The 21537-nt window shown below is 71.4% G+C and carries 19 protein-coding genes; 6 read left to right on the top strand and 13 right to left on the bottom strand.

Translation table 11 applies throughout. The features are described from left to right. Positions 1-35: 35 nt before the first annotated feature. The 3 genes from AB0E91_RS06335 to AB0E91_RS06325 are packed head-to-tail and all read right to left on the bottom strand — an operon-like array spanning position 36 to position 3588. Entirely contained in the window at positions 36-2381 is a 2346-nt protein-coding gene (locus AB0E91_RS06335; RefSeq protein WP_361776037.1) for an FtsX-like permease family protein, read from the bottom strand. Then, positions 2378-3067, bottom strand: a complete 690-nt coding sequence (locus AB0E91_RS06330; protein WP_361776034.1) for an ABC transporter ATP-binding protein — start codon at positions 3065-3067, stop codon at positions 2378-2380. Before AB0E91_RS06330 ends, AB0E91_RS06335 begins: the two co-directional genes overlap by 4 nt. Then, positions 3064-3588, bottom strand: coding sequence for a PadR family transcriptional regulator (locus tag AB0E91_RS06325; RefSeq protein ID WP_361776031.1), 525 nt, complete (start codon positions 3586-3588; stop codon positions 3064-3066). Before AB0E91_RS06325 ends, AB0E91_RS06330 begins: the two co-directional genes overlap by 4 nt. 232 nt (positions 3589-3820) lie before the next feature. Between AB0E91_RS06325 and AB0E91_RS06320 the strand changes: the two genes are divergently transcribed. Continuing rightward, complete coding sequence (locus AB0E91_RS06320; protein WP_361776028.1) at positions 3821-6139, top strand: transglycosylase domain-containing protein; 2319 nt, start codon at positions 3821-3823, stop codon at positions 6137-6139. A 90-nt stretch (positions 6140-6229) separates the two neighbouring features. Here the strand turns inward: AB0E91_RS06320 and AB0E91_RS06315 are convergent, their stop codons facing one another. The 5 genes from AB0E91_RS06315 to AB0E91_RS06295 form a co-directional block, all read right to left on the bottom strand. After that, positions 6230-8341: a SpoIIE family protein phosphatase gene (locus AB0E91_RS06315; RefSeq protein ID WP_361776025.1), complete on the bottom strand. Its 2112-nt coding sequence runs from the start codon at positions 8339-8341 to the stop codon at positions 6230-6232. Between the two features lie 292 nt (positions 8342-8633). Beyond that, a complete protein-coding gene (locus tag AB0E91_RS06310; RefSeq protein ID WP_361776022.1) occupies positions 8634-9323 on the bottom strand; it encodes a DUF402 domain-containing protein in 690 nt (229 codons plus the stop codon). A gap of 84 nt (positions 9324-9407) precedes the next feature. Beyond that, positions 9408-10796, bottom strand: a complete 1389-nt coding sequence (locus tag AB0E91_RS06305) for a class II fumarate hydratase (RefSeq protein WP_361776019.1) — start codon at positions 10794-10796, stop codon at positions 9408-9410. Between the two features lie 55 nt (positions 10797-10851). Further along, the gene (locus AB0E91_RS06300; RefSeq protein ID WP_361776017.1) at positions 10852-11631 is read right to left on the bottom strand and encodes an SDR family oxidoreductase; all 780 of its coding nucleotides are present in this window, start codon (positions 11629-11631) and stop codon (positions 10852-10854) included. 71 nt (positions 11632-11702) lie between these two features. Further along, complete coding sequence (locus AB0E91_RS06295) at positions 11703-13373, bottom strand: fumarate hydratase (protein WP_361776014.1); 1671 nt, start codon at positions 13371-13373, stop codon at positions 11703-11705. Positions 13374-13560: 187 nt separating this feature from the next. On the opposite strand from AB0E91_RS06295, the gene AB0E91_RS06290 reads away from it, so the two are divergent. Together AB0E91_RS06290 and AB0E91_RS06285 are read left to right on the top strand one after the other, a co-directional pair. Further along, positions 13561-14253 (top strand): DUF1707 domain-containing protein, encoded by a 693-nt coding sequence (locus AB0E91_RS06290; protein WP_361776011.1) that lies wholly within the window; start codon positions 13561-13563, stop codon positions 14251-14253. Between the two features lie 176 nt (positions 14254-14429). Further along, the gene (locus tag AB0E91_RS06285; RefSeq protein WP_361776008.1) at positions 14430-14795 is read left to right on the top strand and encodes a WhiB family transcriptional regulator; all 366 of its coding nucleotides are present in this window, start codon (positions 14430-14432) and stop codon (positions 14793-14795) included. A gap of 109 nt (positions 14796-14904) precedes the next feature. Here AB0E91_RS06285 and glpX read toward each other — a convergent pair whose 3' ends face one another. Beyond that, a complete protein-coding gene (gene glpX, locus AB0E91_RS06280; protein ID WP_361776005.1) occupies positions 14905-15936 on the bottom strand; it encodes a class II fructose-bisphosphatase in 1032 nt (343 codons plus the stop codon). A 128-nt stretch (positions 15937-16064) separates the two neighbouring features. Here glpX and AB0E91_RS06275 point away from each other — a divergent pair, with 128 nt between their 5' ends. Beyond that, positions 16065-16598, top strand: coding sequence for a DUF4245 domain-containing protein (locus AB0E91_RS06275; protein WP_361776002.1), 534 nt, complete (start codon positions 16065-16067; stop codon positions 16596-16598). Positions 16599-16668: 70 nt separating this feature from the next. Here AB0E91_RS06275 and AB0E91_RS06270 read toward each other — a convergent pair whose 3' ends face one another. The 3 genes from AB0E91_RS06270 to xseA all read right to left on the bottom strand — a co-directional run bounded on the left by AB0E91_RS06270 (position 16669) and on the right by xseA (position 18864). Beyond that, the gene (locus AB0E91_RS06270; RefSeq protein WP_361775999.1) at positions 16669-17259 is read right to left on the bottom strand and encodes a malonic semialdehyde reductase; all 591 of its coding nucleotides are present in this window, start codon (positions 17257-17259) and stop codon (positions 16669-16671) included. A 120-nt stretch (positions 17260-17379) separates the two neighbouring features. Beyond that, positions 17380-17604, bottom strand: a complete 225-nt coding sequence (locus tag AB0E91_RS06265) for an exodeoxyribonuclease VII small subunit (RefSeq protein WP_161178259.1) — start codon at positions 17602-17604, stop codon at positions 17380-17382. Between the two features lie 9 nt (positions 17605-17613). Continuing rightward, positions 17614-18864, bottom strand: a complete 1251-nt coding sequence (gene xseA / locus AB0E91_RS06260; RefSeq protein ID WP_361775996.1) for an exodeoxyribonuclease VII large subunit — start codon at positions 18862-18864, stop codon at positions 17614-17616. A gap of 99 nt (positions 18865-18963) precedes the next feature. On the opposite strand from xseA, the gene AB0E91_RS06255 reads away from it, so the two are divergent. Further along, positions 18964-19971, top strand: a complete 1008-nt coding sequence (locus AB0E91_RS06255) for a 4-hydroxy-3-methylbut-2-enyl diphosphate reductase (protein WP_361775993.1) — start codon at positions 18964-18966, stop codon at positions 19969-19971. A gap of 117 nt (positions 19972-20088) precedes the next feature. Beyond that, the gene (gene ppgK / locus AB0E91_RS06250; RefSeq protein WP_161178262.1) at positions 20089-20838 is read left to right on the top strand and encodes a polyphosphate--glucose phosphotransferase; all 750 of its coding nucleotides are present in this window, start codon (positions 20089-20091) and stop codon (positions 20836-20838) included. A 45-nt stretch (positions 20839-20883) separates the two neighbouring features. Here ppgK and AB0E91_RS06245 read toward each other — a convergent pair whose 3' ends face one another. Then, positions 20884-21507, bottom strand: coding sequence for a DUF6542 domain-containing protein (locus AB0E91_RS06245; protein ID WP_361775989.1), 624 nt, complete (start codon positions 21505-21507; stop codon positions 20884-20886). Positions 21508-21537: the final 30 nt, after the last annotated feature.

Below are 21537 nucleotides of genomic sequence, written 5' to 3'. Positions count from 1 at the left end.
CCGTGCAGCCCCGCCCGTCCCCTCGCCCCCGAGGGCTACTCCGTGCGCAGCCCGTCGGGCCGCGTCAGCCGGAGCAGCGGGGGCAGGCTGAGCAGGGTCACGGCCGCGACCATCGCCGCGCCCACGCCCGTCAGGGACAGCACGCTCGTCCAGTCCACCCGTACCGGCGTCGCCGTCATGCGCAGCAGTACGGCGCCCAGGGCGAGGCCCGCGGCCGAGGCCAGCAGGACGCCGAGCGCGATCGGTACGGCCGCCTGCCACAGCACCGACAGGCCCAGGGTCCGGCGCCGGGTGCCGAAGGCCACCAGGACCGACAGCAGTCTGCGCCGCTCGCGCAGCTGCTCCAGCTGGGAGACCAGCAGGCTCGCCCCGATCAGCGCCAGCACGCAGGTCGCGCCGATGAACAGGCCGGTGCGCAGGGAGCTGTACCCGCCGTCGGTCTCGGTCGACGTCCAGGCGAGGACGTCCGAGACGGGGTCCACCCGTGCGGCGGTGTTGCGCACGTACTCCCGGCCGTCCGGAAGGGACGGGTCCAGGCGGAGGAAGACCTGGGCGGACAGCGCCGGTTTCGCCGCGGCGGGCAGCGCGGACGGGGTGACAAGCAGCCCGTTGACGCTCCGCATCAGGGAGTCCGCGCGGAAGGCCGCGTGCGGCAGCGACGCCGTGAGCTTCAGCGGGACCGCGAGACCGGGGCCGCCCATGATGCGCGGGTTGATCCAGGCGCGGCCGCCGGGACGCAGCGCGGCATCGCGCATCGCCTTGTCGGTCGCGCTGGAATAGTCCGGGCTGTTCACGGTGAACATGTCGCCGTCGCGGCACGAGGACAGCCGGGCCACCTCGCGCAGGGAGGCGCAGTCGCCGACGACCATGTCGGTGAAGGAGGCCGGGTCCGCCGGTCTGTCGCCGAGGCTCGCGGTGGCCAGCCCCACCGACGCCCGTACGCCCTCGGTCCGCGCGAACGCCCGGGTCGCCGAGGTGACATCGGTGCGGTGGCTGAGGGCGACCTCGATCTGCGCGCGGGCGGGATCGTGGCCGGTGCTCTTCACGTACTGGCTCTGCACGCCCGCGAACAGCATCTGGAGCGCGATCGCCCCGGCCACCGCGACCGCGATGCCGTTGACCGTGCGGGCCGCCATGCCGCTGCTCGACTGGAGCCGTCGTACGGCCAGTTGCCAGGAGAGCGGGCCCGCGCCGAGCGGGGTGACGCCCCGTTCGACGATCCAGGGCAGCAGCGCGGTCACGCCGACCAGGAGCAGCAGGACACCGCCGATGACGAGGAACTGGTTGAAGTCGCCGTTGACGCGGCCCTGGCCGATCATCGGCCAGAGCAGTGCGAGACCGGACAGCGGCAGGAGCAGCCGCCACCACAGCCGGCGCCGGGCGGACACGGCCGCGCGCACCACGCCGAGCGGTTCGACCACCACCGTGCGCATCGCCAGCAGGGTGACCAGCACCGCGCACACCGGGACCGCCACCGCGACCAGCGGGACCAGCGCCGGGGAGGGGGTGACACGGCTCGGGAAGAAGCTCTCGCCCTGGATCTCCACCAGGCCCGCGGCCTGCCGTCCGGCCAGGAAGAGGGCCGCGCCGACGAGGAGGCCGAGCACCGCACCGGCCAGCGCCTCGCCCGCCGCGATCCGCCGGGTCGTACGGCCGTCGGCGCCGACCAGCCGGAGCGCGGCCAGTCGGCGGTCGCGCCGTTCGCCGCCGAAGCGCACGGCGGCCGCGATGAACACGGCGACCGGCAGCAGCAGGGTCACGAAGACGACGATCATCATGAGCAGCAGCACCGGGTCGCTCTCGCGCTGCCACGACTGGGTCTGTCCGAACCGGGTCAGCCGGTCCGTACGCGCACCGCCCGAACGGGGCTCCAGGCCCTCGGCACCGGCGTAGTAGGCGAGTTCGCGCGGGCCGAGCAGCCCGCTCTCGCCGATGGTCCCGACGATTCTGTACGGCAGCCGCTCACGCAGCAGCCGGGCGTCGGGGGAGGCGAGCAGGTCCCGCAGCGGCGGGGAGACCACCATCTCGCCCGTGGCCGGGAAGCGGCTCAGTCCCGGTGGCAGCGGGGCCCTTGGGCCCTCCGGCTGGAGGAGCCGGCCCCGGATGTTCTTGTCGTGCCACCAGGTGTCGGTGGCCGCGACGACCACCGTGTTGTCGGCCTTCGGCCGGGGGACCGCGCTGAACGTGAGGTCCTGACGGGACAGTTCACGTTCGTGCCGCGCGTCCAGCACGCGCGGGACCGAGGTTGTCAGCAGCAGCAACGCCACTCCGATACCGACACCGACCGCCGTCAGTGTCGTACGGACCCACCCCTCGCGCCCTCCGGTCACGGCGAACCGGACCCCCATCCCCAGGTCGCGGGCGTACTGCCGCAGGCTCATCCGGCCCGCTCCATGTCCCGTGTGCGGCCGTCGCGTACGACGATCTCGCGGTCGGAGTACGCGGCGACCCGGGCCTCGTGCGTGACGAGGACGACGGCCGCGTTCGTGGAGCGGGCGGCGTCGGTGAGGAGCTCCATCACGCGCTCGCCGTTGAGCGAGTCCAGCGCGCCGGTCGGCTCGTCCGCGAACAGCACCCGGGGCCCGGTGACCAGTGCCCGCGCCACCGCGACCCGCTGTCCCTGGCCGCCGGAGACCTCGCCGGGCCGCTTGCGCCTGAGGTCGTCCACCTCCAGGCGCTCCATCCACTCGAGCGCGGCCTTCTCGGCCTCCTTGCGGCCGGTGCCGTTCAGCCGGAGTGGCAGCGCCACGTTCTCCACGCAGGTCAGCTCCGGCACGAGCTGGCCGAACTGGAACACGAACCCGAACTCGCCGCGCCGCAGGGTGCTGCGCCCGGCGTCGCTCATCGCGGTCAGCTCGCGGTCCGCGTAGGTGATCGTGCCCGAGTCGGGCAGCACGATCCCGGCGAGGCAGTGCAGCAGGGTCGACTTGCCCGAGCCGGAGGGGCCCATCACGGCGACGACCTCGCCGGGGTGGATGGAGAAGCCGGCGCCGTCGAGGGCGGTGGTGGGGCCGTAGGTCTTGCGCAGGTCCCGGGCGTGGAGCAGGGAGCCTTCGGGGGGTATCACGAGGTCACCTCCGTGCGGAGCCGGTCCAGGCGCGCGGCGGTCAGCTCCAGCCAGCGCAGATCGGCCTCAAGGTGGAACAGGGCGTGGTCACAGATCAGCTGGTCGGCGAGGTCGCCTCCGCGCTTGCGCTCGGTCAGCCCGCGCATGGCGCGCAGGTGCTCGGAGCGCTGGCTGTCGAGCAGTCCGGCCGCGTCGCGCCGGGTCAGCAGCGCGAGGACGACCTTGGTGTAGAGGGTCGACTGGAGGTACTCGGCGGGCTTCTCGGGGGTGGCGAGCCAGCGCTCGACGTCGGTTATCCCGGCGTCGGTGATGGCGTACCGTTTTCGTTCGGGCCCGCCGCCGGACTCGACGCCGTCGATCTCCACCATCCCGTGCTTCAGCAGCCGGGACATGGTCGAGTAGACCTGGCCGTAGTGCAGTGGCCGGTCGTGGCCGAACTTCTCGTCGAAGGCCCGCTTCAGGTCGTAACCGTGCCGGGGGCCGGACTCCAGGAGTCCCAGGAGTGAGTGACCGATGGACATGGCGAGCACTCTACACACGGTGTATACACCGGGTTCATAGTGGGTCGGGAATCAAACCCGTGATGCCTTTCGCGCCCCATGAGGCAACCTTCTGCCCCTTGATTCCGTCGGTTCCGATAGGGCGGGTGCTCATTCTCACGTCCCCAAAAGAGCGGATCAGCCGCCCTTTGTCACATAGAGGGGTGTTAGCTTTCGGAGCTGACCCCGAGACGGAAGCGGAGCGAAGGGACCCATGGGACGAGCGGAAGAGAGACGAGCGCGTCAGCGCGGCGGCCGCCGCGCGGCACCCGGAGGCCGCCGCTCGCCGTCCCCGGCGCCCGGCGGCGGCAAGCCCGCCAAGAGCTGGATACGCAGGCTCTTCACCTGGAAGAAGATCCTCGGGACGTTCCTCGGCTTCTGTGTGCTGGGCATAGGCGCGTTCGTCGCGCTGTATCTGTCGGTGGACATTCCCGAGGGCAATGTGGCCGCCCGGCAGCAGAGCAACATCTACAAATACAGCGACGGCAAGGTCATAGCCCGCTCCGGCAAGGTCAACCGTGAGATCGTCGACCTGTCGAAGGTGCCGAGGAAGGTCCAGCTGGACTTCGTCGCCGCCGAGAACAAGTCCTTCTACACGGACCCCGGCGTCGACCTGAAGGGCACCGCGCGCGGCATCATCAACACGCTGGCGGGCCGGGGCAAGCAGGGTGGTTCGACGATCACCCAGCAGTACGTCAAGAACTACTACCTGAGCCAGGACCAGACGGTCACGCGCAAGCTCAACGAGCTGGTCATCTCCCTCAAGGTGGAGCGCGAGAAGTCCAAGAACGACATCCTCGCGGGCTACATCAACACCAGCTACTACGGCCGCAACGCGTACGGCATCCAGGCCGCCGCCCAGGCCTACTACCGCGTCGACGCCCAGAAGCTCACGGTCGCGCAGGGCGCCTATCTCGCCGCCCTCCTCCAGGCGCCCAGCCAGTACGACTGGTCGGCGGCCACGCCCACCGGCCGCAGGCTGGTCACGGACCGCTGGAACTACGTCCTGAACAACATGGTCAAGCAGGGCTGGCTGGACAAGACCGAGCGCGACTCGCTGAAGTTCCCGTACCCCAAGGACCCCAAGCCCGCCCCCGGTCTCGACGGGCAGACGGGCTACCTGGTCGACCTCGCCAACCAGCAGCTCGAACGCCAGCTGATGAAGCAGGAGGGCCTGACCGCCTCCCAGGCGGAGAACGCGGTCATCGGCAAGGGCTGGACGATCACCCTCAACGTCGACCGCAAGAAGCAGGCCGCGCTGGAGAAGGCCGTCAAGACCCAGCTGACCTCCAAGCTCGACCCGAAGACGCGCAAGGTCGACGGCGACATCCAGGCCGGTGCCGTCTCGGTCGACCCCAAGACGGGCCACGTCCTCGCGCTCTACGGCGGCCAGGACCTCTTCACGCACTGGACCAACAACGCCACCCGGCCCGACTACCAGCCCGCCTCCACCTTCAAGCCGGTCATCCTCGCCGCCGCGCTGGAGCAGAGCGCCACCACGCAGGACGGCCGCCCCATCAACGCGAACACCGTGTACGACGGCACCAGCCGTCACCCGGTGACCGACCACGGCACCGAGGTCGGCTTCGCGCCGCCCAACGAGGACGACGCCGACTACGGCAGGATCACCGTCCAGCAGGCCATGAACAAGTCCGTGAACTCCGTCTTCGCGCAGATGGGCGTGGACGTCGGCATGAGCAAGGTCATGGCCACCGCCAAGCAGCTCGGCATGGACACCGACGGGATGCAGGCGGTACCCGCGCAGACGCTCGGCTCCATGGGCGCCAGCCCGCTGGAGATGGCCGGCATGTACGCCACCCTCGACAACCACGGCAGGAAGGTCACTCCGACCCTCATCAAGTCCGCGGAGAGTGAGGGCCGCAGTGTGCAGATGCCGGACCCGATCGGCGGCCAGGTGATCAGCCGCAACGCGGCCGACACCGTGAGCTCCGTGCTCACCGGCGTGGTCGACGACGGCACCGCCCGGCAGTCGGTGGCCAACAACCCGCTGCGCAACGGCCAGCAGGTGGCGGGCAAGACCGGTACCTCGGACGAGAACAGGTCCGCCTGGTTCACCGGCTACACGCCCGACCTGGTCACCTCGGTCGGCCTGTTCGGCGAGAACCCCAAGACCGGGGCCCATGTCTCGATGACGGGTGCCACCGGGCTCCTCCCGGCGCCCGGTCGCATCAACGGCGGTGGCTACCCGGCCCAGATCTGGGCCGCGTACACCTTCGGCGTGACCGGCAAGGTCCCCTTCGAGCTCGAGACCACGCAGGGTGCCGCCGTCGCGCCGACCGACACCCCGACGGTCAGCGAGACCCCGTCCGAGTCGCCCTCGGAGTCGCCCTCCAGCTCGCCGACCGAGTCCGAGACGCCGACGACCGAGCCGCCGACGTCCGAGACGCCGACCGAGACCGAGACGCGGACCCCGACGACCCCGCCGCCGTCCGAGACGCAGCCCACGGGACCGCCCACGGACCAGGCCAGCCCGAGGAACCCGTTCGACCTCGGGAACGACGACAAGAACTGAGACACCCGCACAGCGCGAAGGGCGCCCGGCGATCCGCCGGGCGCCCTTCGCCGTGCCGTACGGAAAACGCCGTACTCGCCCGGTCTCGGCTCAGCTGCCGCTCAGCTCGAACCACACCACCTTGCCGGCGCTCAGCCGGGTCGCGCCCCAGCGCCGGGCCAGCTTGTTGACCAGGTACAGGCCGCGGCCGCCCTCGTCCGTGGCGCGGGCCTGGCACAGCCGGGGCAGGCGCGGGATGTCGTCGGACACCTCGCAGCGCAGCACGTCCGTGCGCAGCAGCCGCAGGGACACCGGGCGCGTGGTGTAGCGCACGGCGTTCGTGACGACCTCGCTGACCAGCAGCTCCAGCGAGTCCGTCAGGTCCTCCAGGCCCCACTCGGCCAGCGCGGCGCGGGCCAGCCTGCGGGCCTTGCCCGGGGTGGCGTCCTCCGCCTCCAGCGACCAGTGCTTGACGTCGCTGGAGGTGATCCCGTCGAACCGGGCGGCGAGGAGCGCGATGTCGTCGTCCCGGTCGCCCGGGCCGAGCATGTCGAGCACCTCGTCGCACAGGGCCTCCAGCGGCGGCGGATGCCCGGGACCGGTCAGGCGCGCGGTCGCCGTCAGCTTCTCGCGCAGCTGCTCTATGCCCGTCGCCACGTCCCGCAGGCGGGACTCCACCAGACCGTCGGTGTACAGCAGCAGCGTGGCTCCGGCGGGCGCCTCCAGCTCGACCGCCTCGAAGTCCACCCCGCCGACCCCGATCGGGGCGTTCGGCGGCACGCGCAGCACCTCGGCCTCGCCGCCCAGGTGCAGCAGCACCGGCGGGGGATGACCGGCGTTGGCGATGGTGATGCGCTGCGCTATCGGGTCGTAGACCGCGTACAGACACGTCGCCATGCGGTCGGTGCCCAGGCGCTGGGCCTGCTCGTCCAGGTGGTGCAGCACCTCCTGCGGGGGCAGGTCGAGCCCGGCCAGGGTCTGCGCGGTCGTGCGCAGCTGGCCCATGATCGCCGCCGAGGTCATGGAGTGCCCCATGACGTCACCGACGACCAACGCCACGCGGCTGCCCGGCAGCGGGATCGCGTCGTACCAGTCGCCGCCCACCCGCGCGGTCTCCGCCGCGGGCAGATAGCGCGAGGCCAGGCGCACACCGGTGGGGCGCGGCAGGGTCTCGGGCAGCATCGTGCGCTGCAACTCGTCCGCGATGTACGCCTCGCGGCCGTAGAGCACCGCCTTGTCGATGCCGAGCGCGCTGTGCGTGGCGAGCTGCGCCGCCACCAGCAGGTCCTCCGCCTCGAATGCCAGGCGCTCCGGGCGGCGCAGGAACAGCGCTGCGCCGATCACCCGGCGCCGTCCGCGCAGCGGCGCGAGGATCGCGTGCTGCCCGTCGGGCACCAGCGCCTCGCCCTCCTCGCCGAGCAGCTCGGGCAGTGCGGCGCGCGCGGCGGGCGTGTCCGCGAACACCGGACGCACCCCGCGCAGCACCTCGTTCAGCGCGCCGCCGGGGCGCACCTCGCACAGCTCGGCGGTCAGCGCCGCGGGCCCGGAGAGCGCGGCGAGCCCCGGGGACTCCCCGTCCGGGTCGGGGTACGGCGCGGGCAGCAGGGCCTCGGTGTCCCGCTCGTCCGGGACGCGGTCGCTGCGCCGCAGCCGCAGCACCACCGGACCGGTGGGCCGCTCGTCGCCGACGGGCAGCGGGTCGCGCAGATAGACCAGGATCGCGTCCGAGAACGTCGGCACCGTGGCGCGGCACAGCCCCATCACGATCTCGTCGAGATCGAGGCCGCGCGCGATCCGCCGGGTCGCCGCGCCCACGAACCTGAGCCGGTCCCCGTCGCGCCGCATGGGCATGGGCCGGCCCGGCGGCAGACCGCGTCCGGTACGGCGCTCACGGCTGCCCGGCGTCCGGTCCTGCTCGGCGCCCGGCTGTGCCGGAATGCCCTCCGGCGCGGGCCGGGGGCGGTGGGTGCCCTGCTCGGTGGTGGCCGGCTGGGAGTGCTCGGGGCCGTTGACTGGGGGCTCCTTCCCCTTGTTTCCCTTGCCGCCGCCGCGCTTTCGGCGCGGCTCGGTGCCCGGGGAGGACGACTGTCCGTCCGCCCGGGTCTGTGCCGGTAAGCCCGGCGCGCCGAGTGGCGGCTGGGTACGCAGCAGCGCCCCGCGGGAGTCCGCGGGGTCCACGCCCGGCTGGGGGCGTTCGAAGGAGGAAGTGGGCTGCTCCGTCACGCGTGTCGAATCCGTCCGTCCGGGGCCGCGCGCCAGGCGCGCGTGTGGTGCCGCCGACATGCCGATACCCGCAATACGTGCCCCGGGAACGGATTTCCCGCGTGGTCAGGGGTGGTTCCGTCGCACGGGGCGTACCTCGCCCGGACGGTGCCGCCGCTCTCGTACCCCTCGCTCACGTCCTGCCGCCCCTCGGTGACATATGGTCAAGCCCGGCGTGTGTTCCGGTAGTTGCTACTCGATGCCCTTGCGGAGGACGATCCTACGTTTGTGGTCCGGGGGCGCATCAAGGGTCTCATGAGGACACGTGCGCGGGCGTACGGTCCCAGTCCTCCGGCAGCGACGGTACCGCCCAGGCGGGGTCGGGGCGCCAGTGCTGCCAGCCGTCCGCGTACGGCACTTTCCAGGCCCGGATGCCCTCGACCGCCCGCCGGCCCGCCTCCCGCACCCGCTCGGCGGTCTCCGCGTCCATCAGGCCGTCGCGCTGCGCCTGTGCGAACTCGTCCTCGTCGCGCCAGTGCCAACTGCGGTCCGGGTTCACCGAGATGTCCAGGAAGTGGTCCTCGGAGTCGACGCCGCCCGTCCAGCGGGCCAGCGGCTCCTCCAGGTTGACGTACCAGTTCTTGAACCGCCAGCCCGGATCCCAGAACAGCCACACCGACCAGGGCTCGCCGGGCCGCGCCAGCTTCAGCACGCCGGTGCCGAACCAGCGGTCCCGCCGCACCCCGCGCGGCTTGGTGTAGCGGGACTCCAGCGGCTCCAGATGGACCGGAGTGCCGTCGGCCAGCACGGGTTTGACGCACTCGGTGCCGGGCGCCAGCCACACCGCGAGCAGGTCGGCGTCGTCCCGGACGACCGTGACGGGCCGGGCGATGTGGAAGCCGTCACCGGCGTTCTCCCGGTACCGCCACAGGATCGGGGTGCCCGCGGCCCAGTACGTCGTCGTGTCCGTTTCCGCTCGTCTCACCGCTTCGTCGTCCGCCATGGAGAGATATTAGGTGCCATGGGCACCCGATGCCGTGGCGTCCGCCACGGTCGGGCGCCGGTGGCGGAAATCGGCGGACGCCCGTTACGGGTGTGTCATCCGCAGGACATCCAGCGCCTCGTCGAGCTGTTCCCGCGTCAGCTCCCCGCGCTCCAGATAGCCGCCCTCCAGGACCACTTCACGGATGGTCTTCCGTTCGGCCAGCGACCGCTTGGCGATCCGCGCGGCCTCCTCGTAACCCAGGTACTTGTTCAGGGGGGTGACGACCGAGGGCGACGACTCGGCGTACTCGCGGGCCCGTTCGCGGTCGGCGGTGATGCCGTCGATGGTGCGGTCCGCGAGCAGCCGGGAGACGTTGGCGAGGAGCCGCACCGACTCCAGCACGTTCCTGGCCAGCACCGGGAGCATCACGTTCAGCTCGAAGTTCCCCGCCGCACCGGCCGTGGCGATGGTCGCGTCGTTGCCGACGACCTGCGCCGCGACCATCAGCACGGCCTCCGGGACGACCGGGTTGACCTTGCCCGGCATGATCGAGGAGCCCGGCTGGAGATCGGGCAGCCGGATCTCGGCGAGGCCGGTCCGCGGACCCGACGCCATCCAGCGCAGATCGTTGGCGATCTTCGTCAGTCCGACCGCGATGGTCCGCAACTGGCCGCTGGTCTCCACGATCCCGTCGCGCGCCCCCTGTGCCTCGAAGTGGTCGCGTGCCTCGGTGAGCGGCAGTCCGGTGGCCCGCGCGACCTCCTCGATCACGGCGGCGGAGAACCCGGGAGGCGTGTTGATCCCGGTCCCGACGGCCGTCCCGCCGAGCGGCAGCTCCGCCAGCCGGGGCAGCGAGGCACGCAGGCGCTCGACGCCGTACCGCACCTGCGCCGCGTATCCGCCGAACTCCTGACCCAGGGTCACGGGGGTCGCGTCCATGAGGTGCGTGCGCCCCGACTTCACCACGTCGGCGAACTCCTCCGCCTTGCGAGTGAGGGCGTCGGCCAGGTGTTCCAGTGCCGGGATCAGATCGCGGGTGACGGCGGCGGTGGCGGCGATGTGGATCGAGGAGGGGAACACGTCGTTGGACGACTGCGAGGCGTTGACGTGGTCGTTCGGGTGCACGTCCCGGCCCAGCCGCTCGCTCGCGAGGGTCGCGATCACCTCGTTGGCGTTCATGTTGGACGACGTGCCCGAGCCGGTCTGGAACACGTCCACGGGGAACTGCTCGTCCCACGTCCCCTCGGCCACCTCCCCGGCGGCCTCCTGGATCGCCTCCGCGACCTCGGGCTCCAGCACCCCGAGCCCCGCGTTCACCTTCGCGGCCGCCCCCTTGATCCGCGCCAGCGCCTCGATGTGCGCCCGCTCCAGCCGCTGCCCGGACACCGGGAAGTTCTCCACGGCACGCTGCGTCTGCGCGCGCCACTTGGCGTGGGCGGGGACGCGGACTTCGCCCATGGAGTCGTGTTCGATGCGGTAGTCGTGACTCATGTCAGGTACAGCGAGCGGGGGCGGTGGGATGTTCCTGCCCTGATCCGAACGGGGCTCAGTGCACCGAGAACCCGCCGTCCACGAACAGCGCCTGACCGGTGACGTACGAGGAGGCCCGGCTCGCCAGGAACACGGCCGCGCCCGCGAAGTCCTCGGCCAGCCCGTTGCGCCCGACGAGCGTGCGCGCGGCCAGGGCCCGTACGGTCTCCGGGTCGGACGACAGCCGGGCGTTGAGCGGCGTCATCACAAAGCCCGGCACCAGCGTGTTGCAGGTGACGCCGTGCGGCGACCACTCCTCGGCCTGCGAGCGCGCGAGCGACTCCAGCGCGCCCTTGGAGACGCCGTACGCCCCGGAACGGGCGAAGGCGCGGTGCGCCTGCTGGGAGCTGACGTGGATGATCCGCCCGAAGCCCCGCTCGGCCATGCCGGGCGCGAACCGCCGGCTCAGCAGATGGGGTGCCTGGAGGTTCACGGCGAGGGTGAGGTCCCACTCGTGCTCGGTCAGCTCGCCCAGCGGGGGGCGGATGTTGATCCCGGCGCAGTTGACGAGGATGTCGGGCTCCCCGAACTCCTTCACGGCCTCGTCGGCCGCCGCCCGCACACCCTCACGGCCGCCGAGGTCGGCACTCACCCAGGCGGCACGGCAGCCGAGCGCGGTCAGCTGCGCGGTCGTCGCCTCCAGCGCCTCCTTGCCCCGCGCCACGACCACCACCGACGCCCCGGCCCGCGCCAGCGCCTCGGCGATCCCCCGCCCGATCCCGGAACTCCCTCCGGTCACGACGGCGACGCGGCCTTCGAGGGAGAAGAGCCCGGAGAGGTATGCGGGGGAGGTCATGTCGGCACCCTAGAACGGGCCTGGGGGCCGACTTTCGTCGGCCCCCAGGGTGTTGTCGCTCAGGGTGTTCCTCAGCCGAGGCCAGGCCCCCGCACCGGAATCGACGTGAACGTCGGCGCGGGCGCCGGGTCCTGGAAGAAGTCGTTGCCCTTGTCGTCCACGACGACGAACGCCGGGAAGTCCTCGACCTCGATCTTCCAGACCGCCTCCATGCCGAGCTCCTCGTACTCGACGACCTCGACCTTCTTGATGCAGTCCTGGGCGAGCCGCGCGGCCGGGCCGCCGATGGAGCCCAGGTAGAAGCCGCCGTGCGCGGCACACGCGTCGGTGACCTGCTTGCTCCGGTTCCCCTTGGCCAGCATCACCTTGGAGCCGCCCGCCGCCTGGAACTGCTCGACGTAGGAGTCCATGCGCCCGGCGGTGGTCGGACCGAAGGAACCGGAGGCGTACCCCTCGGGGGTCTTCGCCGGACCCGCGTAGTACACCGGGTGGTCCTTCAGGTACTGCGGCATCTCCTCGCCCGCGTCCAGCCGCTCCTTGATCTTGGCGTGCGCGATGTCGCGGGCCACGACCAGCGGACCGGTGAGTGAGAGGCGGGTCTTCACCGGGTACTTGGTCAGCTCGGCGAGGATCGTGTCCATCGGCTGGTTGAGGTCGATCCTGACGACGTCACCGTCGGCCTCGAGGTGCTCGTCCGTCGTCTCCGGCAGGAACCGCGCCGGGTCCGTCTCCAGCTGCTCCAGGAACACACCCTCGGCGGTGATCTTCGCGACGGCCTGGCGGTCGGCGGAGCAGGAAACCGCGATGGCGACCGGGCAGGACGCGCCGTGCCGGGGCAGGCGCACCACCCGCACGTCGTGGCAGAAGTACTTGCCGCCGAACTGGGCGCCGATGCCGATCTTCTGGGTCAGCTCGAAGACCTTCTCCTCCAGGTCCTTGTCCCGGAAGCCGTGGCCCAGCTCCGAGCCCTCGGCCGGGATCTCGTCCAGGTAGTGCGCGGAGGCGTACTTGGCGGTCTTCAGGGCGAACTCGGCGGACGTACCGCCGACCACGATCGCCAGGTGGTACGGCGGGCAGGCGGCCGTACCCAGCGAACGGATCTTCTCCTCCAGGAACTTCATCATGGAGGACTCGTTCAGGACGGCCTTGGTCTCCTGGTACAGGAACGACTTGTTGGCCGAGCCGCCGCCCTTCGCCATGAAGAGGAACTTGTAGGCGCCGCCGTCGGTCGCGTACAGCTCGATCTGCGCGGGGAGGTTGGAGCCGGTGTTCTTCTCCTCCCACATGGTGAGCGGAGCCATCTGCGAGTAGCGCAGATTGAGGTTCAGGTACGCGTCGTAGATGCCGCGGGACAGGGCGGCCTCGTCGCGGCCCTCGGTCAGCACGTTCTGCCCGCGCTTGCCCATGACGATCGCGGTGCCGGTGTCCTGGCACATGGGCAGCACGCCCGCCGCCGCGATGTTCGCGTTCTTCAGCAGGTCGAGGGCGACGAACTTGTCGTTGCCGGACGCCTCCGGGTCGTCGATGATCCGGCGGAGCTGGGCGAGGTGGGCCGGGCGCAGATAGTGCTGGATGTCGTGGATCGCCTCTTCGGCCAGCTTGCGCAGCGCCTCCGGCTCCACCTTGAGGAACGTCCGCCCGTCCGGCCCCTCGACGGTGGACACGCCCTCGGAGGTCACCAGCCGGTACGGGGTGGTGTCCTCTCCCTGGGGGAGCAGATCGGTGTACGCGAACTCAGGCATCTCAGCCCATTCCTCACTCGACGGACGGGGCCCGCCGACGCTGGCGAGCCTGTCCAGCGTAGAACCCCTTTTGGAGGGAGCTCTTGTGAGGTAAGGCTCAGTTGCGACACGCCGGGTGCGCGCGGCGGATGGGCGACTTATCCACACCCCCTAGTCGCGATCTATCGCGTTTGGGTACTCTGCCGTCGTGGACCTTCAGAAGCCTGCCCAGACCCCGGGCGCGGAGCCGCGCGTGTCCGAGCTGCGCGCCTCCGACGCCGACCGCGACCGCGTCACCGACATCCTCCGCGAGGCCCTGGCCGAGGGCCGGCTGACCGCCGAGGAGCACGCCGAGCGCGTCGAGGGGGTGCTGCACACCAAGACGGTCGGCGAGCTGGACGTCTACATCCAGGACCTCCCGGCCGGCCACGAGCGGCCCGCCCCGGCCGCCGCCCCGGCCCGCCCGATACCCGGCGCGGTCCCGGCCGACGCCGACGCCAGCGTGGTCGCCGTCTTCAGCAGCGCCGTGCGCCGGGGTCGCTGGCGCGCCGGGCGCCGGTTGCACGCGTTCGCGGTCTTCGGCAGCGTCGAGATCGACCTGAGCGAGGCCGTCTTCGAGTACCAGCAGGTGGTGATCAAGGCGATCTCGGTCTTCGGAGACGTCCAGATCCGCGTCCCGGAGAACGTGTCGCTGCGTGGCACCGGCGGCGGTGTGATGGGCAACTTCGAGGTCAGCACCCGCGACTCGACCGACTCCCAGGCCCCCGTGATCTACGTCGACGGCTGGGCGGTCATGGGCAACGTCGAGGCCAGGCCCAAGCGCGGCCGCTTCGTGGCGGACATCCTCGACCGGGTCCAGGACAAGGTCGACCACAAGCTGCGCAAACACCTGGACCGTTGACGGTCGCGAATTCCGGTGCGGTCCGCGGGGATGTCGCACACCGGCACCCGGGCGCGAGGGGTTGTGAACAGGCCGCCGCGCGCCCGGGGTTGGGGACGCAGTGCATAGGCGCGCGCACAGCGGGTAGGGCTTGCTGCATCGTCTCTCGCTCGCGAAGCCGTCGTCAGGAGTAGACCGTGCTGCAACCGCCGCGTTCGTCCCTGCAGGTCGCCGCCGTCCCGGCCCAGCGGTCACCGAAGCGGGACAGGGACCAGGACGCGCCCTGGCACACCGAGGCGGTGTGCCGGCGTGACGAGGCCACTCTGTTCTTCGCCCCGTCGAAGGAACCGACCGCCGCCCGGCTCTCCCGCGAGGAGGCCGCCAAGCGCGTCTGCGCCCGCTGCCCGGTCATGGTCGAATGCCGCGAACACGCCCTCCTCCAGCCCGAGCCCTACGGCGTCTGGGGCGGCCTGACGGCGGCCGAACGCCGAGTGGTCCTGGCCCGCCGCCGCAGGCGCGAGATGGAACTGAAGAAGACGACGGCACCGCGCATAGCGGGCTGAGGACCGAAGCTTTTGTTTTTGCTTTTGAGGGGCGCGGGGAACTGCGCGACGAGCCCCCACCGGCCCGCAGGTATGCACGGCCCGCAGTTCCCCAGTCCAACCGGCGGAGCTACTTCGCCCGGCCGAAATCAACCGCGCTGTACGCCCGCAGCTTGCTCAGCCGATGCTCGGAGTCGATCCTCCGCACCGTCCCCGACTTGGACCGCATCACGATCGAGTCGGTGGTGGCCGTCTCCGACCGGTACCGCACCCCCCGCAGCAACTCCCCGTCCGTGATCCCGGTCGCCACGAAGAACACGTTCTCCCCGTTGACGAGATCCTCGGTGGTGAGCACCCGGTCCAGATCGTGACCGGCGGCGATCGCCCGCTCCCGCTCCGCCTCGTCCTTGGGCCACAGCTTGCCCTGGATGGTCCCGCCGAGGCACTTGACCGCGCAGGCGGAGATGATCCCCTCGGGGGTGCCTCCGATGCCGAGCAGCAGATCGATGCCGGTGCCCTCGCGCAGCGCCAGGATCGAGCCCGCGACATCGCCGTCGGTGATCAGCTTGATCCGCGCACCGGTCTCCCGGATCTCCCTGACCAGCTCCTCGTGGCGGGGCCGGTCCAGCACGACCACAGTGACGTCCTCGGGCGCGCACCCCTTGGCCTTGGCGACCCGGCGGATGTTGACCGCCACGGGCGCGTTGATGTCCACGAAGTCGGCGGCCTCGGGGCCGGTGACAAGTTTGTCCATGTAGAACACGGCGGACGGGTCGAACATGGCGCCGCGCTCGGCGGCGGCCAGCACCGCGATCGCGTTCGGCATGCCCTTGGCGGTCAGCCTGGTCCCGTCGATCGGGTCGACGGCGATGTCGACCTCGGGTCCGGTGCCGTCACCCACCCGTTCCCCGTTGAACAGCATGGGCGCTTCGTCCTTCTCGCCCTCGCCGATGACGACGACGCCGTTCATCGAGACGGTGGAGACGAGGGTCCGCATGGCACGTACCGCGGCACCGTCGGCGCCGTTCTTGTCGTCCCGCCCGACCCACCGCCCTGCGGCCATCGCGGCGGCTTCGGTCACGCGGACCAGTTCCAGGGCGAGGTTGCGGTCGGGAGCTTCGGAGGGGACATCGAGTTCGGACGGCAGATGATGCTCGGTCATCGGAGCGCACCTTTCTGATACGACGACGGCCGGATGAGGGTTCGATTCCCGACTCTAACGCCAGGCCGACAAAATGAGCAGGGGGCCCCACGGATGAGCGCGCGGGGGTACCTGCGACCATAGGGGACGTGGCAGGAACGAACGGCAAGCAGAAGACGGCCAAGGACATGATCCTTTCCTTGGTCCTCATCGGTCTCGCGGCGGCGGTCGTCTACGTCTTCGTCCCGCACGACGATCACGCTCCCGACCTCAAGCGGGTCGACTACACGGTGGAGACGGCCGGTGCGCGCCGTGCGGCGAGCTACCCGTTGGCCGCCCCCGTGGGACTCCCGAGTACCTGGAAAGCGACCTCCGTACGCTTCCAGGGCGACGATTCCGACCGCTGGCACCTAGGCTTCCAGGCTCCCGGCGGCCAGTACGTGCAGGTGGAGCAGTCCGCCGGCAAGCGCGCCGACTTCATCGACCAGGCGACCCAGGGCGCCAAGGCGACCAAGGAGACCGAGCGCATCGACGGCCGCACCTGGACCCGGTACACCGGAGGCCGCTACGACGGCCTGGTCCTGGAGGGCACCCCCGGCTCCACGACCGTGGTCGCGGGCACCGCGTCCTTCGACCGGCTGGCCACGATGGCGGCCGCGCTGGAGATGAAGACGGCGAAGTAGCGGCGAAGCAGCGAAGGGGCCCCGGACGGAATCCGGGGCCCCTTCGTCGTGCGACGCGCGGTGCGGCGGCTCAGACGGTCGTGACGACGTCGTCGTACGCCAGGCGCGGCGAGCGCGGGTACCAGGCGTCCGGGCCCGGGTGGCCGATGTTCACGACCATCAGCGGCGTGTGGTCGTCGTCCAGGAACTCCTTGCGGACGCCCTCGAAGTCGAAGCCGGTCATCGGGCCCGCCGCCAGGCCGGCCGCGCGGACGCCGACGAGGAAGTAGGCGGCCTGGAGCGCGGCGTTCATCGCGGCGGAGCGCTCACGCACCGGGCGCTCGGCGAAGAACAGGTCCTTGGCCTGCGGGAACGCCGGGAACAGGGCCGGCAGCTCCTCGTGGAACTCGTTGTCCGCCGACAGGATCGCGACCAGCGGCGCGGTGGCCGTCTTGGACTTGTTGCCGTCGGCCATGAGGGCCACCAGGCGCTCGCGGGCCTCGGGGGAGCGGACCAGGGTGATGCGCAGCGGGGTCTGGTTGAAGGCGGTCGGGCCGTACTTGACCAGGTCGTAGATCGCCCGGACCTGCTCGTCGGTCACCGGCTCGTCGGTGAAGGTGTTCGCGGTGCGGGCCTCGCGGAACAGCAGGTCCTGGGCGGCCGGGTCGAGAACGAGAGACATGCGTGACTTCCTCGGATACGCGTCCGGCCCGAGGTGCCGGGCCGACTGAACGGGACGACCCTACGCGAGAGAAGTTAAAGCTTTAACGAAGGGTGCGCGCCCCGTGAAGCGCGCGGCCCGCTACTCGTCCCCCTCGGCCTCCGCCTCCTCCGCCAGCGCCGCGTCCAGCCGTGCCCGCGCCCCCTCCAGCCAGCGGCGGCACACCTTGGCCAGCTCCTCGCCGCGCTCCCACAGCGCCAGCGACTCCTCCAGCGTCGTACCGCCTGCCTCCAGGCGCCGTACGACGTCGATCAACTCGTCCCGCGCCTGCTCGTACGACAGCGCCTCGTCCACCTTGCTGGTCATCCGCCCACCCTAAGCATCGCTGCTGACATCGCCATCGCCACCGATGTCCCCACCGGCGTTCACCCGCACCGCGAACTCGCCCCCCGCGACCCGCGCCCGCAGCGCCTCGCCGTCCGTCACCTCGTCCGGCGCGCGCACCACATGGCCGTCCGCCTTCTGGAGCACCGCGTACCCCCGGCGGAGCGTGGCGGCGGGGGAGAGGGCCACCACGCGCGCGTGCGTGTGGGTCAGCTCGGAGTCGGCGCGGTCCAGGAGGTGGCCGAGGGTGCGGCGGCCGCGCTCAAGGAGGGCGTCCACCTGAGCTGCGCGCTCGTCCAGCATCCGGTGCGGCTGCTCCATGGCGGGCCGGGCCAGCGCGTGCGCGAGCCCCCGCTCCTCGCGCTCCAGGACCGCCCGCACACAGCGCCGGCCCCGGTCGCGCAGCATCCGCACCCGCTCGAACTCCTCGCCCACGTCCGGTACGACCTTCTTGGCCGCGTCGGTCGGCGTGGAGGCCCGCAGATCGGCCACCAGGTCGAGCAGCGGACTGTCCGGCTCGTGCCCGATGGCGGACACGACCGGCGTACGGCACGCGGCCACCGCCCGCACCAGCTCCTCGTCGGAGAACGGCAGCAGGTCCTCCACGCTGCCGCCGCCCCGGGCCACGACGATGACGTCCACCTCGTCCATCGCGTCCAGTTCCTTGACCGCCCCCACGACCTGCGGCACCGCGTGCACCCCCTGCACCGGCACATTGCGCACCTCGAAGCGGACGGCGGGCCAGCGGTGCCGGGCGTTCTCCAGCACGTCCCGCTCCGCCGCCGAGGCCCGCCCGCAGACCAGCCCGATCAGCTGGGGCAGGAACGGCAGCGGCTTCTTCCGGTCGGCCGCGAACAGCCCCTCGGCCGCCAGCGACTTCTTCAGCCGCTCAAGACGGGCCAGCAGCTCGCCCACGCCGACCGGCCGTATCTCGGCGGCGCGCAGCGAGAGCTGCCCGCGCGGGGCGTACCACTCCGGCTTGGCCAGCACCACGACCCGCGCGCCCTCGCCGACCACGTCCGCGACCGCGTCGAACACCTGGCGGTAGCACGTCACGCTGACCGAGATGTCGTGCGAGGGGTCGCGCAGGGTCAGGAAGACCACCCCGGCCCCCGGACGCCGCGACAACTGCGTGATCTGCCCCTCGACCCACACCGCGCCGAGCCGGTCGATCCAGCCGCCGATCAGCCGGGAGACGTCACCGACGGGCAGCGGGGCTTCGGGGGACGTGTTCACAGCCATGCCGCGAGCGTAACGGCCGCCACCGACAAAGGAGCTGTCCGCCGAACCCCACCCTGGGGGGATCTACGGGGCCGTGGGCCCGGCCTTACGATGGGACGCATGACCGCTTCGCCTGGCCGCCGTGTCCTGCTCGCCGCCCCCCGGGGCTACTGCGCCGGTGTGGACCGCGCCGTGATCGCCGTCGAGAAGGCCCTCGAACAGTACGGGGCCCCGATCTACGTCCGCCACGAGATCGTCCACAACAAGTACGTCGTCCAGACCCTGGAGAAGAAGGGCGCGATCTTCGTCGAGCAGACGGAGGAGGTGCCGCCGGGCAACATCGTCATGTTCTCCGCCCACGGCGTCGCCCCCACCGTGCACGAGGAGGCCCAGCGCGGGCGTCTGGCCACCATCGACGCCACCTGCCCCCTGGTTACCAAGGTCCACAAGGAGGCCGTCCGCTACGCCAAGGACGACTACGACATCCTCCTGATCGGCCACGAGGGCCACGAGGAGGTCATCGGCACCTCCGGCGAGGCCCCCGAGCACATCCAGCTCGTCGACGGCCCCGAGGACGTCGCCAAGGTCGAGGTCCGCGACCCGTCCAAGATCGTCTGGCTCTCCCAGACCACGCTCTCCGTGGACGAGACCATGGAGACCGTCAACGCCCTGAAGGCCAAGTTCCCGGGCCTGGTCTCCCCGCCGAGCGACGACATCTGCTACGCCACGCAGAACCGCCAGCTCGCGGTGAAGCAGATGGGCGCCGAGGCCGAGCTGGTCATCGTGGTCGGCTCGCGCAACTCCTCCAACTCCGTACGGCTCGTCGAGGTCGCCAAGCTCGCCGGTTCCCGCGAGGCGTACCTCGTGGACTTCGCCAGCGAGATCGACGAGGCGTGGCTCGACGGTGTCACCACGGTCGGCGTCACCTCCGGCGCCTCCGTCCCCGAGGTCCTCGTCGAAGAGGTCCTGGAGTGGCTGTCCGCGCGCGGCTACGGCGACGTGGAACTGGTCAAGGCGGCCGAGGAGTCCATCACCTTCTCGCTTCCCAAGGAACTGCGCCGCGACCTGCGCGACGAGGCGGCGGCGCTGATGGCGGAGCGCGGGGGCAGCGGGGCGTCCGAGGTGTGACGGTCGCCGGGGTGTGACGGTCAGCGGGGTGTGACGGTCATCGGCGTGCGGGGAGTCCCGTACGCCGATGGGGATGCCCGGGGCGTGACCGTCAGTCGTACGTCGTAACGTGTTGCCATGCAGATCTTCGGCGTGGACATCGGCGGTTCCGGGATCAAGGGTGCCCCGGTGGACCTGGACAAGGGCGATCTCGCCCAGGAGCGCTGCAAGGTGCTCACCCCGCACCCGGCGACCCCCGAGGGCGTCGCCGACGGCGTGAAGCAGGTGATCGACCACTTCGGGTGGACCGGCCCGGTCGGGCTGACCTTCCCCGGAGTGATCGCCGACGGCGCGACGGTCCTGACGGCGGCCAACGTCGACAAGAGCTGGATCGACACCGACGCCCGCGCCCTGTTCAGCGAGCGGCTGGGCGGGCTCCCGGTGACCCTGGTCAACGACGCGGACGCGGCGGGTCTGGCCGAGATGAAGTTCGGCGCCGGACGCGGCCGCACGGGCACGGTCATCGTCCTCACCTTCGGCACCGGCATCGGCAGCGCGGTCTTCAGCGACGGCGTGCTGGTCGCCAACACGGAGCTGGGCCACCTGGAGCTGAACGGCCACGACGCCGAGAAGAAGGCGTCCAGCAAGGCCAAGGAGGACGGCGAGCTGAGCTGGGAGCACTGGGCACGGCGGGTGCAGAAGTACCTGGCCCACCTGGAGATGCTCTTCTCGCCCAACCTGTTCATCATCGGCGGCGGCGTCAGCCGCAAGGCCGAGAAGTTCCTGCCGCACATCAAGGGCATCAAGGCCGAGATCGTCCCGGCCCAGCTGCAGAACAACGCGGGGATCGTGGGCGCGGCGATGCGGGCGGCGCAGTCGGAGCAGTAGGGGTGCGGTAGGGGTGCGGTAGGGGTTTCGACGCCGGGCCGGTGGTCAGCGAGGGTTCCGGCCCGGCGTCGCCCCGAGGTCGGTGGCGGCCCGGCGCCGCCGCTCCCGTACCCACCGCACCCGTCGTACGAGCACGATCACCCCGGCGATCAGCGTGCCGCCGTAGAGCCACGCCGCCTGGGTGGCGAGGCCGGTGAACAGCCCCATCAGCCGGGCGAGCAGCCCCGCGCCGCCGTCGGTGAGCGGGAAGAGCCCCACGCCGAAGGCGATCGGCACGACCACGGGCGCGGTCAGCAGATCGCCGCCGCGCACCCACAGCGCCGTCAGCACGCAGACGGGCAGGAACAGCACGCCGTACCCGGTCAGGGACGCGTCGAACAGCAGCAGGTCCAGCCAGCCGAGCAGATACATCGCCAGCGTGCAGAAGAGGCCGCCGCCGAGGCCGGTGAGCCGGGGCCCCGGCAGCCCGCGGCGAGCCGGGGCGGTCGGCTGGGACGGCCGTACGCGCGGGGCGCGAGGTGTGGCGGACTGGCGCGAGGGCCCCCGTTCGGCCCCGGCCGGCGGCCGCCGTGCCTGCGGCGGCAGATGCGCGGGCGGTGGCAGATGCGCGGGCGGCGGGGTGCCGCGTCGCGGTCCGTCGTGCGGGGATCGCGTTCTGTATTGCTCCACTGGACCAACTTAGGTCTGTTTATGTGCCGA

Source organism: Streptomyces sp. NPDC026659 (assembly GCF_040638245.1).
Classification (GTDB): domain Bacteria; phylum Actinomycetota; class Actinomycetes; order Streptomycetales; family Streptomycetaceae; genus Streptomyces.
This window is presented reverse-complemented; position numbering and strand designations above follow the sequence as displayed.